The following is a 15,138-nucleotide window of genomic DNA, read 5'->3' as shown; positions in this document are numbered from 1 at the left end:
AGGGGAGACTTCTTCAGTCAGGGCGTAGTGCAACTCAACCTTTTCGACGATAACGCGCCGCGCGCCGATAGTGCGAAGTTGATGGAAGTACTGGACCATCTTAATGCAAAAGACGGGAAGGGGACGCTGTACTTCGCCGGGCAGGGGATGTCGCAACAGTGGGCTATGAAGCGAGAAATGCTTTCACCTCGGTATACGACCAGATTTTCCGATCTGCCAATAGTCAGGTGACGGGTTTGATCAGCTCTTCCCCTTGATTTTTCACATTGCCAACGGCGCGCTTCACGGCGTGCCAGGTAAATTTATCTGTCGGCACGGCACCATCAGTAATTATCTCCTCTACCTCCTTCCCGCTTATGCCCTGGCGCATCCATTTTCGCGCGGTGCCAGGTGACAGAACGAGAGGACGACGGTCGTGAATGTCTACCAGACCTTTATCAGCTGCGGAGGTAACAATCAGGAATCCCTCTGCGTCATCGCCGCGCTCAAACGGTGTACTGCCAATGGCAGCCATGAATATCGGCTTCCCGTCCTTTCTGTGAATGAAATACGGCTGTTTCTTGTCGCCTTCCTTCTTCCACTCAAACCAACCATCAGCAAACACGATAGCTCGGCCATGTTGCCATAGCGGTTTAAACATTCTGCTGGTGGCCGCAGTCTCAACCCGTGCATTAATCAGCGGTGGTTTATCCCACCATCCGGGCGCAAATCCCCAGAATACCGGATCCAGATGCAGTTGCTCGTCGCGTTCACTGAGCAGCAGAACTTTGGTACCGGGCGCCACGTTGTACCGGCCTATAGGTTCAGGGTCATAAGCGATATCGCGCTCGGCTTCATCGGCCAGATATGCCAGGTATTCTTCGCGGGTCTGTGCTTGTGCAAAGCGTCCACACATATGAAACCTCCAGTCGGTCAGACTGAAAGTATAGAAGAGGATATGCGAGTGGCTGTTCCGGTGTTTCTCCGAGCGACCTCAACCAATGTAGAAGCTTCACTATTGGGGGTTGCCATTAGTAGCATCATGTTGAATGTACTGGCGTGAAAAAATTGGAATCTTGAAGAAAACTCTTCCCCAAAACTAAAATCAACGTTTTGATAATCAATGAGTTGTAAAAGACAGTTACTGGATTTTTTTGATAGTAGGAAGAATGATAATTTCAACTTTATCAAATGGTTGGTATGTTTTTGGCAATGTAATGCTGCGCCACATGCAGTGGTTCGAAGCCGCAGACCTGATTGTTAAAGGTATGGAAGGCGCGATTGCCGCGAAGACCGTGACCTATGACTTTGAACGCCTGATGGAAGGCGCTAAGCTGCTGAAATGTAGTGAGTTTGGCGACGCGATTATCGCGAATATGTAATAACGATAATTGTTAAAAACAAAAACGGGGACTTAACGTCCTCGTTTTTATTATTAGCATTCGAACGGTTATCAAAACTTTATCAAAAAAATTTATCAAAACTCCCTCAATTCAGACCGCAATAGTAGTTCATCCTTTACCCCGATCGTCATGATAACCTGAGACCCCCTGAAAGCTGATAGTTACCGATTTTGATTGTGGTGGTTTTCTTTATGATGTGTGGTTTGGCTATTTTTTGAAAGTGCCTTACCAGATTTATTGTTATTATCAGGGGGTTATTTCAATAAAAGGTGATGATTTATTGCCTGCAATAGTGGGTAGATTAAGCATTTTATGAAATTATTAGTGTCTTTATTTGCACTTCTACAAGGCTGTTAAGAGGTGTTGAAATATCAGCCTGATAAAGAATACGTCAGCGTCAGCGTCAGCGAAAGTGAATGCTATATTAGTCATAAAAATTCAGGAGACATATGCTCAAACCTATCTGCCATAGTGGAAGTGTGAAGGTTCCGGAATATCTGGAAACAGATAAGGAAAAAAATGTCGGACGTACTCCTCTGTCTTCAGACATTCAGCAAATTAAAAATTTTGTTGAAGATGTTCCGCCATTTCCAGAAAGCAGAGCGGCGAGAGGTTCTGTCAGCGCAGCGTACAGGCTTTCTTTTGACGAAGTGTTTTGCGGTCTCAGCAATGAAGAGCGTAAAAAGGTGTATGGTCGCCTTTTTGGAAAACAAGTACTTGCGCATATTCATTCCAGGTGTCAGCGCGACGCTGACATAATAAGAGAAAAAGCGCTCAGGCGGATAAGCCGTGAGTGTGGTGCCGAAATAGATTGCGCTCTCTTGCTAAATAAGATGGTGGATATTTTACAAAATGCCCGGCTGACAATAAATTTTAATGCAGCAAAAATTGACTTTGTCTCTCTCTTAAAAAATAAAGAATATCTGAACTCTTATGCATTAGGTTGCAGACCAGGAGATTTACCCGCTTATAATGTCGGACGTGATTCAGTTGAAACTAAAGCATTTGAACTGGAGAAGCTTGCCGATTCACCTTATGCCCCATATGGTCAGACAGACGGTTTTTCCGTAGCATATACTCCCAACAGTAAAACTTTTAGCCCTACAAGCAGACCAATTTATGCTGCACTGGACTTTCTGAACGGTGAAAACGGAGGTGCCAGCGCCTATGGGAAATCATTTTTTGAATTAAATGATAATGTAAAAACAAATTGTACATTCTCACCTTTTGATATCTACGGCCACAGATTTGGCCTGGATACGAGTAAATTATCTACATTTTGGCATATGGAGAACCTGATTGCATCCTGTCAAAATGATTTTTTTGGTTATAATTGCTTTAAGAGTTTGGTTAAAATGGCTAAGGGCGAAAAATTTTTAGCTCATTCTAATTATGGTAAAGGCTATGAAGGGAATTATATAGAGGCTCATATCCATGGTGATGTGTGCTTATTTAGAGATATAAAACACGTTTATTTGTCTTTGCAAGAAAACTCTTACTCGGAAAGTCAACTATATGATTATGCAAAACAAATAAACCAGGCGCTTAATAGAGACTGCATAATATTATATTGACAAGCTTATTATCAGGCTCTTTAAAAGAGCTTTAAATGATCATGAGTGCATACTCCTTGAGGTAGGCAGTAGCTGCTATCTGTTTATATTTATTAGCTTAGGACCGCTCTGGCAGATACCCGGGTGGCGCTCCAGTATGGCCTGGCAAAATAGAGGAATATGGACCAGCAGAAGCGCCTGCTGGCTACTTTTCACTTAAATCGCTGAACTTCACCGGCGCTACAGATGAAGCTACCTTCACAGTCATCAGATGTCCTGCATTACCACAGGAGTGATTTGCTGGCTATCGATATTCCTGCTCATCAGGTTTTTACGCCATCTACGCACATTTATTCTGCTATAAGTTGAAATACTGCAAAAAATATTAAGGCTTATTATTTTTTCTTTAAGTAAATTTTCGTTCAACAAACTTAATTGTTTATTCAATGATGATGAAGCATGAGTTATGCTGAAAGTGAGGGAAGTTAACAGCAAGGATAATCTTAATATTTACGGGTGATATTATGAGACATCGTGTATTTTTCCCATTGCTTCTGGTGTTGTCGGCTACAGCCTTTTCGGCATCGGCGATGGCTGCCAGTGATTCAAAACCCCCACCAGATAATACAAAACACGCCTCCCGTGGCTGGCCGTCAGGCCCCGAAGCATTTATTCGCCCAAGCTGGTGTGACCATTATCCAGCAGGTGAGGTGACGCCACCGGGGTGGTGTCTGGTTTGTGGTTGTTAGTTTTTTACAGAAAATTATATCAACCATATCAGGATTGAGGGTATATCAGGCTATTATGTTTCATCAGCTCATCCTGAACTGAATATTACCTCAGGCTGGTGTGTTTTATTAACGCCAGCCTGATTTTTCACAACGTTATATTGCTGGCTTACAGGCCTGTCAGGCCAGTCAGGTTTTGATGTGTCCACACGGTTTACCAACACCCTGTATTTTTCCATTCGTCGCTCATCATCTCTTGCCATCAATGACAGTATTGCACTCTTTCCCGTACGTTCCTCTCCCGACCTGTCGCATGGTCCAGTACATGGCAGTCCTCTTCCACCTCGCTACATCTAATTTTTTGTTTTTAAGTTGCTCTGTTTTATTGCGCTGAATTTGTAGCTCAAAACAGTAATTTTAAATACTTATTTGAATATTTTTTTTATGATTTTTTCACGAAATGAGTAAAAAATAAAATGAAGAATGATATACATAATTAACGCAATAAAAAATGATATCACACCAATTGATGGTCCTGTTTTGTATACGAATAGCATGCATAAAAATATAGCAAATAGATCAAGGGAAATATTCGCGATGAAATCAGTAATTATTTTGAAAAAATTCTTCATATTACCTCTTTAAAATATCTATCTTATTCGCCATTTTTAGGTCGGGCAGTGCTCGAAATTCTCACGTACAACGTGTACGCTCCGGTTTCTGCGCGCTGCCCGGCTTTACACTGGCTCCAACAAGTACGCCCGCTGGACCAGGTTCCTGGCGTCACATAACTTCACCTGTTTATCCACAAAAGGCTCAATAAATAAATATTTTGAGTACGAAAAATTACAGTGCCAGAGAATGAAATGGCGATTCGCTGTCTTCAGGCAGTGCTTTAGTACCTGGCACGTGTTCTTTCGCGCTATAATTTTTATCAATGTTTGTATCGCCTACTATTTTTTAAATGTCTGCTGTATTTCGTTCATCTTTTCAGCTGCTTTTTTACGCTGACTTTCAATGTCTTTTCTCGATTGTTCAACAAGTTGCTGTGCTTTTTCGGCTTCTTTTTTGGGGTCGAAAGGTTCTTTGGTCTCATATCCGGCAATAGAACCATCCTTATTTAAGGTCATTACCGCACGTCCTGTATTTTTAGCAGTGATGGTAATGTCATAGACGAATTCGCCATTATGAGCTATCTCTGCTCGTACAACGATATCGCTATCTTCCGTAACGGAAATGATGCCACTGGCGTTAGCGCGTTTAATTGTTTCCTGAATACGCTCTGGTATAATGCTGAAATTGATCGAGTCGAATTTGAATAAAGCTTCTTTTAGTGCTTCTTGTTTTTGCTCCTCTGTTATAGTGCCAAAGATGGTTAAGTTGACAGGCGAAGGTCCCCCCCAGTAGCCGTTGTTAAATTTAAACATCTCTACTTTAGCAGCGGTGTTAACACTCTGTCGAATGAATGAATACCCGCCCTTGAAGAAACGGACTTCAATAATCGCAAGATTGGCTCCACCTTTTGCGTTGATATTGGCAATAGCTTTTTGCATTTCGGCTTTATCGTAAAAGAACATTGATTGCTGGTGCTCTTTTTGCTGGATTTCTTGCATGTATTTCTCTTGATTTTTTTCAGCTTCCGCCATGGCATCTTTATCGTTATCACAGGCGCTAATTAGAGTTGCCGCGATGAAGGTAATCGGAAGTAAGAGATTTTTATATGTAACATGTATTTTATTCATGTGAAGTATTTCCCTTTTTTATATAAAATAGATGCCTTGACTGGTCGAGACTATCCTGGAAACATAGTAATAATGCGTGTGCATATCTGCAGTAAGTTTTAGTTATGCTGGTTTTATTTCGGATTTTTACCTGTTACTTTTTGTTCGTAAATAGGTATTTTACGTATTGATGATAAGTTTAGAACCTATCCCAGTAGGCGTAATCGTTAAAGCCAGTTTGGCGAATAAAAGAGTCTAATGGGATAGGCTCTTAATAAACAAAAAAACCAAACGTACTTTCAGAGTTCAGGCTGGAATGCGCATAGCTGATTGTTGATAAGGGCTACTCATACCGACAGGCCAGTGAAGCGATGAATGTCGGTTCCACATACCGGTCTGAGATATCAACAACAACATGTTCTGAGTGGTGGCGTTTGCGTTATATCGTCACAGACAGCGCCTCAGGGCGCTGTTTTCGATCGGATATGTCGCTTTCGCAGGAGGGGGCGTTATTCGGCGACCAGCCACATATCAGCCTCTTCAAACATCTCTTCCAGCATACGGTGCAGCCGTTCTTTCTCGGTTTTTGTACAGTCACTGTTTAATGCGTTCGCCTGCATTGGCTTAACTTTCACTTGCGCATCGGGAAAAAGTTGATGTACGCGTTTTGTGAGTTCATTGAGGATGATTTCGCGTGCGCCTGGCAAACCTTCAACATTTCGCTTGTCATAAACGAGTTCGACGAACATCGCCATTTCCTTTTTACTGGTTGGATGACCAGTATTTAAGCTGGGTATATAACTGGTGTCAAGGTTTAGCCGCCGTTTTGTCATCCTGACGTTGCGGACGTGACCGCACGTGGAAGTAAAGGTCGCTAACCTGTTGTCGTGTCATGAGGTTAGCGGCTCTCTCTTCACAGCGGTGTCCTGCTACCTGATGGTAAATTCCAGGGCGCGACTAAAATCGCAATCGGCCAACACAACAGGGTCGCCTTTTCTGACAATAATGCTATTTGTGCCCAGGCATTTTCGGCTCTGTTTCCCCTTAATTTTGTTATCATCAGTGAGCCAGCGCTGGTTATCATTACCCGTGCATGAATAAAGAATGATTGGTGTGCCTTCTTTTGTACCTTGTCCTGCGGCATCCAGACATTTCTCACCCTGCGTGATTCTATCTCGGTGAAATGAGAAAAGCTGAGATTGCACATGCTTACACTCCCGCAGCGTCAAACGATTCTGTTGATCTGGGCCTGCATCAAGGCACAGACCATCAGTTGTCCGAATTTGTTCCGCGTCATTTATGTAATAACCACCGGAATTAATCTGGTTTTGTGTAATGACCGGGAACGACAAATTAATACTATAAGGTGCGGGTAAACCGTTCGTCGTACATCCACATAAAATAGAGGAGAGGCAGAGAACCAGTGTGGTTTTTCCTGAAAGCAAAGTCATTCAATTATTACCCTAAAAATAAATAGCGTTACAACTATATTGGCGATTTATACCCACTGAATATGACGTAGCTTTGAGCGGCAATAGAGATAATTCCGATAGAATCACATAAATACTTCGGTTAAATGCGCGCAGCCAGCCACTCCTGTGACGATGGGTATATAACGTTAAATACTTTTGCAATATTAGATGCTATCACAGTGAAAAACGGCTGTACATTTCTTCACGTTAAACAAAGTGAGAAGGGGGGGGACACCCGATATATGATAAAAGAGGTCACGGGAGTCATTAGCAAAATAAATCCTTTAGATCTTCGCCACTGAAAACATTCTGCAGCCTTTCAGGCAAAGCCTCATAGCAGACTGCGGAGGTATACGGGCTCGCTAAATTTTTCTGAAAAAATGCCGAGTGACGAATTATGAAAGATAAACGTTGGCGGCGGTAGGTCCGCGGAGGCCATTAATACGACAAAACTCAACGCGTATACCGGGGATAAGCGCTTCTGTTTCGTGTTGGCGACATGCTGAAATGTGGACCTGAACATCTTTGCGTCCATCGGAGGGGGTGATGAGACCTTTACCGCTCTTACAATCAAAGGTTTTGACAATTCCTGTCATTTTACGAGACAAACAAATTCCTTAATGGGGATAACGAGGCGCACTATACACGTCAGGAAAAATAATGCCAGCTATATTTGATGGCAATCAAGATTTCCGGATGGCTAAAAGTAGTCGTTCGGCACCATTGTAGATAAATAACATTATGTACTGGAGAAAGTATTCCCTTTCCTGGCGTCGTTGGTTGGTGCGGACATCATGGGTTTTGTCGTCGGGCAGGAAGGTGAACTAATCTGCCTGGCTTGCTTTTTATCAGTATTTGTAGGTGGTTGCGGGGTTTTACTACCAAAATCGTAGATAAAAATATCCCATGATGCCTGTTGTAAACCAGAACAATGGCCTGAACTGGCCAAAACATGGAATGAAAAAATAAGTAATGACCAAAGCATAAAAGCATGATGTCTCATAACACCTCCTGTTATATGTAATGACTTGTGAAGTTCATCTAATGAATTATGGAACGTCATTGGCATTTTTTATTCAACGAAGAGTTAACCACTCTTAATAATAATGGGTTTTATAGCGAAATAGACTTTTTTATCGCGTGTTCAATATTTGCGTCCGTTATTATTTTTCTGGAATGTAAATTCTCTCTCAACACAGGTGATATTTATGTTGGAATTGTGGTGTTGATTCTATTCTTATAACAAGAAATGTTGTAACTGATAGACATATTAAAAGATTAAATCGGAGCGGAAATAAATCGTGCTAAGCATCATGGTGAATATGATTACGGTGCCAGCGATGGCATATACGGTATTGTGGCTGGAGCGTCACGTGAGGACTGTGAAGCACAATGCGATATGTTCTGGTTATATGGTGAGTTTGCTTAATGACATGTTTTTAGCCGATCGGCGTCAGGTCTCTTAATGTGGTTGTGAGGTTTTTATTTAAATATCAAATAGTTGTATGGAGAGTTTGTTGTTCTATAGTGGCTAAACACTTTATGGTTTCTGTTAAATATATATGCGTGAGAAAAATTAGCATTCAAATCTATAAAAGTTAGATGACATTGTAGAACCGGTTACCTTAATGAGCGATAGAGCGCTTCGGTAGTAAAAATATCTTTCAGGAAGTAAACGCATCAGGAGCGATAGTGGTGAATTATTCGTGGTTTTGTCGATTCGGCATAGTGGCGATAACTGAATGCCGGATCGGTACTGCAGGTGTTTAAACACACCGTAAATAATAAGTAGTATTAAGGAGTTGTTATGAAAAATATTATTTTATCCACTTTAGTTATTACTACAAGCGTTTTGGTTGTAAATGTTGCACAGGCCGATACTAACGCCTTTTCCGTGGGGTATGCACAAAGTAAAGTTCAGGATTTCAAAAATATTCGAGGGGTAAATGTGAAATACCGTTATGAGGATGACTCTCCGGTAAGTTTTATTTCCTCGCTAAGTTACTTATATGGAGACAGCCAGGCTTCCGGGTCTATTGAGCCTGAAGGTATTCATTACCATGACAAGTTTGAGGTGAAGTACGGTTCTTTAATGGTTGGGCCAGCCTATCGATTGTCTGACAATTTTTCGTTATACGCGCTGGCGGGTGTCGGCACGGTAAAGGCAACATTTAAAGAACATTCCACTCAGGATGGCGATTCTTTTTCTAACAAAATTTCCTCAAGGAAAACGGGATTTGCCTGGGGCGCGGGTGTACAGATGAATCCGCTGGAGAATATCGTCGTCGATGTTGGGTATGAGGGAAGCAACATCTCCTCTACAAAAATAAACGGCTTCAACGTCGGGGTTGGATACCGTTTCTGAAAAGCATAAGCTATGCGGAAGGTTCGCCTTCCGCACCGCCAGTCACACAACAGGGCTTCTTTACCAGTAACACGTACCTGCCTGTCTTTTCTCTCTTCGTCATACTCTCTTCGTCATAGTGACGCTGTACATAACATCTCACCAGCATAAGCACAGATAAAGGATTGTGGTAAGCAATCAAGGTTGCTCAGGTAGGTAATAAGCAGGAAGGAAAATCTGGTGTAAATAACGCCAGATCTCACAAGATTCACTCTGAAAAATTTTCCTGGAATTAATCACAATGTCATCAAGATTTTGTGACCGCCTTCGCATATTGTACCTGCCGTTGAACGACTACTGAAAAGTAGCAAGGTATGTATTTTATCCAGGAGAGCACCTTTTTTGCGCCTGGCAGAAGTCCCCAGCCGCCACTAGCTCAGCTGGATAGAGCATCAACCTCCTAAGTTGATGGTGCGAGGTTCGAGGCCTCGGTGGCGGTCCAATGTGGTTATCGTATAATGTTATTACCTCAGTGTCAGGCTGATGATATGGGTTCGACTCCCACTGACCACTTCAGTTTTGAATAAGTATTGTCTTGCAATCCTGTTACAGAATAATTTCATTTATTACGTGACAAGATAGTCATTTATAAAAAATGCACAAAAATGTTATTGTCTTTTATTACTTGTGAGTTGTAGATTTTTCTTATGCGGTGAATCCCCCTTTGCGGCGGGGCGTCCAGTCAAATAGTTAATGTTCCTCGCGAACCATATTGACTGTGGTATGGTTCACCGGGAGGCACCCGGCACCGCAATTTTTTATAAAATAAAATTCACACCCTATGGTTCAGAGCGGTGTCTTTTTACATCAGGTGGGCAAGCATAATGCAGGTTAACGTGAAAGATACGATCAATAGTAGAAACCAGTGATTTCGTTTATGGTCTGGGGATTTAACCGCGCCAGAGCGTATGCAAGACCCTGGCGCGGTTGGCCGGTGATCGTTCAATAGTGCGAATATGAATGGTTACCAGCCGCTGCGAATTCTACCTGGGCCACTTAATAAAGCAAAACATTTAAACGCTCAACAACGACAATTCAGACAGTTCGAACTTTTCTTTAAAAATAGGATTAACCATGTTCAAAAGTGGTTACTAATTAGCCATTATACTATGGTAGTGATTCACATATTCTTTAACGTTACGTTACAGGAAGGTTGAAGTGGAAATGCCTGATGAGTCTTCAGGCATTTCTTAAGGTTAGTTAGCTAAGGAACAGTTACTGAGAACAGGTTTATCATCACTTTCTACCAGTTCAGCCGTTTTGCCTTTGGTATAAAGTTTATAAGTATAATTTTTGTCTATGGCTTCGTAATTTGCTCCGGAGGCCATTTTCATTAACCGCATCGGGATCATCTCGTTTACCTGACTGATAATCGCATAGGCGTTTCCAGCCTCGGTGTTGACGTAAATCACCTCCATAACCTGGTTATCATTACAGGTGTATATAGATTTAGAAATCTCCTGCGTAGCTGCTATAGAGGTGGTACTGGCGCTAAGCGCAGCGAGAAAGAGGGTAAATGGGATCAATTTACGTTTCATCATTAGTATCCTTTGTGCATAAAATTGTCGTTAATTCCCTGAAGAACGGGAGATAAAGCGGCATCAATACGATGAATGCTGTAGTATTCCTGTTTACTGACGAAAAGTGCGCCAGAAAAGCGTATTATAATTTATCCATCATGACATATGTGATGAGTAGACAAATCTTAAAATCATAAACTATAGGCTGCAAATCATTATGGTGCGATAGAAAATGATTGTCACCACTGCTCAATACTATGGCATAAAAACCGAAGAAAACGGTACTGTTCACTGTCTCGTTTCATACGGTATCTGTCAGTGAAACTATTTCTTCAAATGATGGTCTTTTTATTATCGATCAGATAATGGCATCAACAGGGGTTATTCAGGAGTATATGTGAAAAAGTGGCTTATAGGAGGGATATTGATCGCAAGTTTTCTGACCGGTTGTCTGATGTGGCACAACATTGATAAATGGTTTAATAAAGATATCGAATTTTTCTACGTCGGAGACGATAGCTAAAATTCCAGTCAGTTGGCAACGGGGGTCATATCTTCAGGTATGGCGCCCGGAGTAGCCGGGCGCAAATTGTAGGTGTATAAATGTCATTTCATTAAAATTTTAGCGACAACATGTACAGTCACTACCGCGTGCTAGCGACCCTCTGAAGTCACAAGATGAATAAGCCAGTTTTTTGTTTCAGCGGTGACTGAAACATATTTTGCTCCTGGTGGGCTTACCGCCAGTTGCTGAAAAAGACAACGATGATGTAACTGTTGCAGAGACTGACGAATACGACGACCGTGAATTTTATTTTTGGCGACCATATTTCCTCCCAAAAGGCCGCCCGAAGGCGGCGCTGGGTTTGATAATGGAGAAGGGCGTTGGTCACTGCCATAACCAACCTGTATACACTAATGCAATTGATAATCATTATCAATTGCGATGATGAAGAAAAATTGTAAAGATGAAGGGACAGCGGAAATGGCAATGAACGGGATGAGACTTTTCGTTAACCACTTAAATTCGTGACTAAAAAAAGGCTTTTATAGGCTTGAAAATGTTTTTTCCGTCCCTATGTAGTCAGTGGACAAGCAATGCTTGCCTTGATGTTGAACTTTTGAATAGTGATTCAGGAGGTTAATGATGGCACTCAGAACCTTGTCAGCACTTCCCGTGTTTGCTGATTCTCTTTTCTCTGACCGTTTCAACCGTATTGATAGACTTTTCAGTCAATTAACAGGAGATACGCCAGTCGCTGCGACGCCAGCTTACGATCTGCAAAAGCGCGATGCGAATAACTATCTGCTTACCGTGAGCGTTCCTGGCTGGAAAGAGGAAGAGCTTGAAATTGAAACGGTTGGCGGCAACCTGAATATTACGGGTAAACACACTGAAGAGACGGTAGAGGATCAGACGCACTGGATTTATCGTGGTATCCGTAAGACGGATTTCCAGTTGAGTTTTTCTTTGCCTGAACATGCTAAGGTGAATAATGCAAAACTGGAACAGGGCCTCTTGTTGGTCGAGATTTACCAGGAGATCCCTGAAAGCGAGAAACCGAAAAAAATTGTCATAGAAAGCAAACCAAAGGCGATTGAACACAAATCATAATCGCGTTAATGAAGGCCCGCTTAGACGGGCCTTCATTGCCTGTAGCGAAAAGTATCCCGTCATGCTTGTAGGCACAGATCGCTAAATATTATAGCCCTGACCTCTATATTATCCCGTGCCACTGACCTCGTCGCCATTGGACGGCGGTAAGTTGGAATTATCCGCGAGGTCAGTCCAATTTTTGTCCACTCTCGACATTCTGCCTGTTATGGGCGCGATATCTGAACATAAATTCGTATAGCGGTTCATCGTTTTCACCGCGTTGATGCTATTTCTGCTAACACTACTTTCATACATAAAAAAGCTGATGCTTTTTACCTTATTTAATCGAGGCAGGTATGAAATTAGCGCTCGTCAATCGGCAGGTTATTTTACCGGAAAGCGGAACCGAGTCCTTCCAGTGCCATGCCTCTACGCTTGTTCGCTTACCGTGCGGTACGCTCGTGGCCGCATGGTTCGCGGGGTTGCGCGAAGGAAGCGAAGATACAGCCATCTGGCTATCTCGCTATGAACATAATATCTGGACAACACCGCAGCGAGTGGCGGCACGCGAGGGGGAAGCGCACTGGAATCCGGTGTTATTTTACTTGTCGGATAAATTGTGGTTATTTTATAAAGTAGGCAGCGACGTACACGTGTGGAAAACCTGGTTTATCACCTCCAGCGATCGAGGATTTACCTGGAGTACGCCAGCTCCGTTGGTCAACGGTGATATTTTGCCGCGCGGTCCCGTGAAAAATAAACTCCTGCTGGCATCAAATGGCGCCTGGATTGCGCCAGGGTCGATTGAAAGCCCTGAACGGTGGAGGGCATTTGTGGATCGATCCTCTGACGAAGGAAAACACTGGAATATCTCTTTTGTACCGCTGGAGCCTGATAACGCTATTTCCGGGACAAACGTAGCGTTGTGGGATGGTATAAAAAAGGGGGTGTTGTGGGAATGTTGTCTGGAAAACCTCCTGCGCTGGGATGGCGTTATTCAGCCTACGCTGTGGGAGTCTTCTCCGGGGCATATCCATATGTTGTTACGAAGCACACGCGGGGCAATTTTTCGCAGTGATTCAATCGACTATGGCGCTACCTGGTCTGTTACCCGCGCGACATCTTTACCGAATAATAATAGTGGTATCGATCTGGTTAGTATGCAGGATGGTACGCTGATTCTTGCGTTAAATCCGGTCAACGGCAACTGGGGAAAGCGCTATCCGCTTTCACTGATTGCTTCCCAGGATAATGGCGAATCATGGCTACCGCTACTGGACCTGGAAAGTGACCACGGTGAGTATTCTTATCCCGCTATTATTAGCGAGGGCGGCGTCGTACATATCACCTACACGTGGAACCGGAAAAATATCGTATATTGTCGATTACAAACGGTATAAGGCGCTATCAGTCGAAACCGATAGCGCTGGAATAATAATGCCTTGCCCGGCGTGCTCTCTCACGCCGGGATGGCCGAAATAGTCATGATTTACCGGGTAACATCCTTGAAAATGTATCGTCTTTTTGTATGTAATGGTGAAACAACGCCGCTGCTGCATGCATGGCAATCAGGAAATAGCCGATATTGGCCAGCATTTCATGAATACGCTTTATATCCGATTTTAGGGTGCTATCTGGCGTCAAAAATACCGGTACAGTAAAACCAAAAAAGCTCCAGCTTTTCCCGCCTGACGCCATCATCGCGACGCCCAGCAGCGGTAAGGCGAGAAAAGTGAGATAAAGCGCGATATGCATTAATTTAGCGGCTACGTGCTGCCAGTGAGGAGGGGGAGGCGTAATGACCGGATCCGGGTATTTGTGTTTAAGATATAACCGTAAAAACATCAGCGCCCAGACCAGAACGCCCATATCATAGTGCGTGTCTTTCATAAACAGGTAAACGCTGGAGCCTTTTGGCGCCCACCCCCGTAACTCAATAGCCGCATATGCGATGCCTGTCAGGAGCAGTGTTAACCAGTGAAGCGTTATTTGCAGTCTTGAGAAATGTGCCATTATTATTATCCTTTATTCACAACTGCTTGTAGGGTATGCGTAAAATCTTAACAGAACCTTAAAGCGGGGGCTGAGTCGCAAGGAACAGACAGAGATAGCGGCACGTAAAATGGGATAAAAAGCCGGCGGCATCGCCGGCTTACTGTTGTTATTGTCCTCTTACGACAACACAGGTTTTACCATAAAACGGATATGAGCCTGTAGTTTCATAATCAACACTCGACACTAAAGAAATATCGCCCGCTTTTTTCGCTGAATCAATAGATGCGTCGCCGGTATTTACAATACCCAATACCGTTTGCGCACACGCTTTACCGGTTTTGGTTGCCGGGAGACTCGTGGCAGTAATTGGCCCTTTAACATCCGTATATAAGCCAATCCCTGTCGGTGATGGTCCTGTAGCACACCCCGTTAAAAGAGAACCAATAAAGATAATTGAAAAAATGTGTTTTTTATTTGTCATGGGATTAGTCCATTATAAATTAATAGAAAACTTACCGTCCGAAAATGTCCGGACAGTCATTTAAAAAGTGGTGTATATTAAATATGCGATATTACTCTTTGCACCCTCCTGTTGATGTCGTACCTGATGGACAAATATCCGTTGAAGCCGGATATATTCCCCATGCCGTGTTTTTATAACTTGCGCATCCTGTCAGCAATGAGAACAGTACGGCTAAAAAAATCATCACGAGCCCTGGCGGCGTTAACATTTTTCGGTTGGACTCCATAGCATGTCATTTCATCG

General features: G+C 43.0%; 16 protein-coding genes, 1 tRNA gene and 3 pseudogenes. 8 read left to right on the top strand and 12 right to left on the bottom strand.

Translation table 11 applies throughout. From position 1 onward, the window contains the following. Positions 1 to 3: 3 nt before the first annotated feature. Positions 4 to 231: pseudogene (locus ABVM99_RS02710) on the top strand (DUF4113 domain-containing protein); the annotation flags it as partial. On the opposite strand, the gene ABVM99_RS02705 reads toward ABVM99_RS02710, so the two are convergent. Beyond that, positions 224 to 895, bottom strand: coding sequence for an SOS response-associated peptidase (locus tag ABVM99_RS02705; RefSeq protein ID WP_000334551.1), 672 nt, complete (start codon positions 893 to 895; stop codon positions 224 to 226). The pseudogene ABVM99_RS02710 and the gene ABVM99_RS02705 sit on opposite strands and share 8 nt — an antisense overlap. A gap of 298 nt (positions 896 to 1,193) precedes the next feature. Here ABVM99_RS02705 and ABVM99_RS02700 point away from each other — a divergent pair. Together ABVM99_RS02700 and sopF are read left to right on the top strand one after the other, a co-directional pair. Continuing rightward, positions 1,194 to 1,361: pseudogene (locus ABVM99_RS02700) on the top strand (isocitrate/isopropylmalate family dehydrogenase); the annotation flags it as partial. Between the two features lie 470 nt (positions 1,362 to 1,831). Continuing rightward, complete coding sequence (gene sopF, locus ABVM99_RS02695) at positions 1,832 to 2,956, top strand: type III secretion system effector SopF (protein WP_023195441.1); 1,125 nt, start codon at positions 1,832 to 1,834, stop codon at positions 2,954 to 2,956. 246 nt (positions 2,957 to 3,202) lie between these two features. Here sopF and ABVM99_RS02690 read toward each other — a convergent pair whose 3' ends face one another. The 8 genes and pseudogenes from ABVM99_RS02690 to pagD all read right to left on the bottom strand — a co-directional run bounded on the left by ABVM99_RS02690 (position 3,203) and on the right by pagD (position 7,859). Continuing rightward, complete coding sequence (locus tag ABVM99_RS02690; RefSeq protein WP_071785964.1) at positions 3,203 to 3,382, bottom strand: hypothetical protein; 180 nt, start codon at positions 3,380 to 3,382, stop codon at positions 3,203 to 3,205. Between the two features lie 445 nt (positions 3,383 to 3,827). Further along, positions 3,828 to 3,926 (bottom strand): annotated as a pseudogene (locus ABVM99_RS02685) (phage tail protein); the annotation flags it as partial. A 162-nt stretch (positions 3,927 to 4,088) separates the two neighbouring features. Then, positions 4,089 to 4,295, bottom strand: a complete 207-nt coding sequence (locus ABVM99_RS02680; protein ID WP_023182055.1) for a hypothetical protein — start codon at positions 4,293 to 4,295, stop codon at positions 4,089 to 4,091. 321 nt (positions 4,296 to 4,616) lie between these two features. Further along, positions 4,617 to 5,405, bottom strand: a complete 789-nt coding sequence (locus tag ABVM99_RS02675; RefSeq protein ID WP_023195339.1) for a hypothetical protein — start codon at positions 5,403 to 5,405, stop codon at positions 4,617 to 4,619. A 488-nt stretch (positions 5,406 to 5,893) separates the two neighbouring features. Continuing rightward, positions 5,894 to 6,133, bottom strand: a complete 240-nt coding sequence (gene msgA / locus ABVM99_RS02670) for a virulence protein MsgA (RefSeq protein WP_000497451.1) — start codon at positions 6,131 to 6,133, stop codon at positions 5,894 to 5,896. Positions 6,134 to 6,313: 180 nt separating this feature from the next. Further along, on the bottom strand, positions 6,314 to 6,835 hold the full coding sequence (locus tag ABVM99_RS02665; RefSeq protein ID WP_023195340.1) for an RICIN domain-containing protein: 522 nt from the start codon (positions 6,833 to 6,835) through the stop codon (positions 6,314 to 6,316). 416 nt (positions 6,836 to 7,251) lie between these two features. Then, positions 7,252 to 7,464, bottom strand: a complete 213-nt coding sequence (cspF, locus tag ABVM99_RS02660; RefSeq protein WP_001537306.1) for a cold shock-like protein CspF — start codon at positions 7,462 to 7,464, stop codon at positions 7,252 to 7,254. Between the two features lie 131 nt (positions 7,465 to 7,595). After that, positions 7,596 to 7,859 carry a virulence protein PagD gene (gene pagD, locus ABVM99_RS02655; protein WP_024133154.1) on the bottom strand — a complete coding sequence of 88 codons (264 nt, stop codon included), beginning with the start codon at positions 7,857 to 7,859 and terminating at the stop codon, positions 7,596 to 7,598. Positions 7,860 to 8,663: 804 nt separating this feature from the next. Between pagD and pagC the strand changes: the two genes are divergently transcribed. Continuing rightward, positions 8,664 to 9,221, top strand: coding sequence for a virulence membrane protein PagC (pagC, locus tag ABVM99_RS02650; RefSeq protein WP_001649802.1), 558 nt, complete (start codon positions 8,664 to 8,666; stop codon positions 9,219 to 9,221). A gap of 404 nt (positions 9,222 to 9,625) precedes the next feature. Then, positions 9,626 to 9,702, top strand: a tRNA-Arg gene (locus ABVM99_RS02645). A 754-nt stretch (positions 9,703 to 10,456) separates the two neighbouring features. On the opposite strand, the gene ABVM99_RS02640 is transcribed toward ABVM99_RS02645, so the two are convergent. Continuing rightward, the gene (locus ABVM99_RS02640; RefSeq protein WP_023195341.1) at positions 10,457 to 10,801 is read right to left on the bottom strand and encodes a c-type lysozyme inhibitor; all 345 of its coding nucleotides are present in this window, start codon (positions 10,799 to 10,801) and stop codon (positions 10,457 to 10,459) included. Positions 10,802 to 11,502: 701 nt separating this feature from the next. Between ABVM99_RS02640 and ABVM99_RS02635 the strand changes: the two genes are divergently transcribed. From ABVM99_RS02635 to ABVM99_RS02625, 3 genes are all read left to right on the top strand, one after another. Further along, entirely contained in the window at positions 11,503 to 11,730 is a 228-nt protein-coding gene (locus ABVM99_RS02635; protein ID WP_077684031.1) for a hypothetical protein, read from the top strand. Positions 11,731 to 11,927: 197 nt separating this feature from the next. Beyond that, positions 11,928 to 12,395 carry an Hsp20 family protein gene (locus ABVM99_RS02630; RefSeq protein WP_031623085.1) on the top strand — a complete coding sequence of 156 codons (468 nt, stop codon included), beginning with the start codon at positions 11,928 to 11,930 and terminating at the stop codon, positions 12,393 to 12,395. 338 nt (positions 12,396 to 12,733) lie between these two features. Then, on the top strand, positions 12,734 to 13,777 hold the full coding sequence (locus ABVM99_RS02625; protein ID WP_023195343.1) for an exo-alpha-sialidase: 1,044 nt from the start codon (positions 12,734 to 12,736) through the stop codon (positions 13,775 to 13,777). An 82-nt stretch (positions 13,778 to 13,859) separates the two neighbouring features. Here ABVM99_RS02625 and ABVM99_RS02620 read toward each other — a convergent pair whose 3' ends face one another. Both ABVM99_RS02620 and ABVM99_RS02615 read right to left on the bottom strand, forming a co-directional pair. Beyond that, positions 13,860 to 14,390, bottom strand: a complete 531-nt coding sequence (locus tag ABVM99_RS02620; protein ID WP_000929982.1) for a cytochrome b — start codon at positions 14,388 to 14,390, stop codon at positions 13,860 to 13,862. A 148-nt stretch (positions 14,391 to 14,538) separates the two neighbouring features. Further along, positions 14,539 to 14,853 (bottom strand): TRL-like family protein, encoded by a 315-nt coding sequence (locus ABVM99_RS02615; protein ID WP_000182479.1) that lies wholly within the window; start codon positions 14,851 to 14,853, stop codon positions 14,539 to 14,541. Positions 14,854 to 15,138: the final 285 nt, after the last annotated feature.

It is taken from the genome of Salmonella sp. SJTUF15591 (assembly GCF_043356435.1).
GTDB lineage: Bacteria > Pseudomonadota > Gammaproteobacteria > Enterobacterales > Enterobacteriaceae > Salmonella > Salmonella enterica.
The sequence above is the reverse complement of the archived record's forward strand: the minus strand, read 5'-3'. Positions and strand labels throughout refer to the sequence as shown.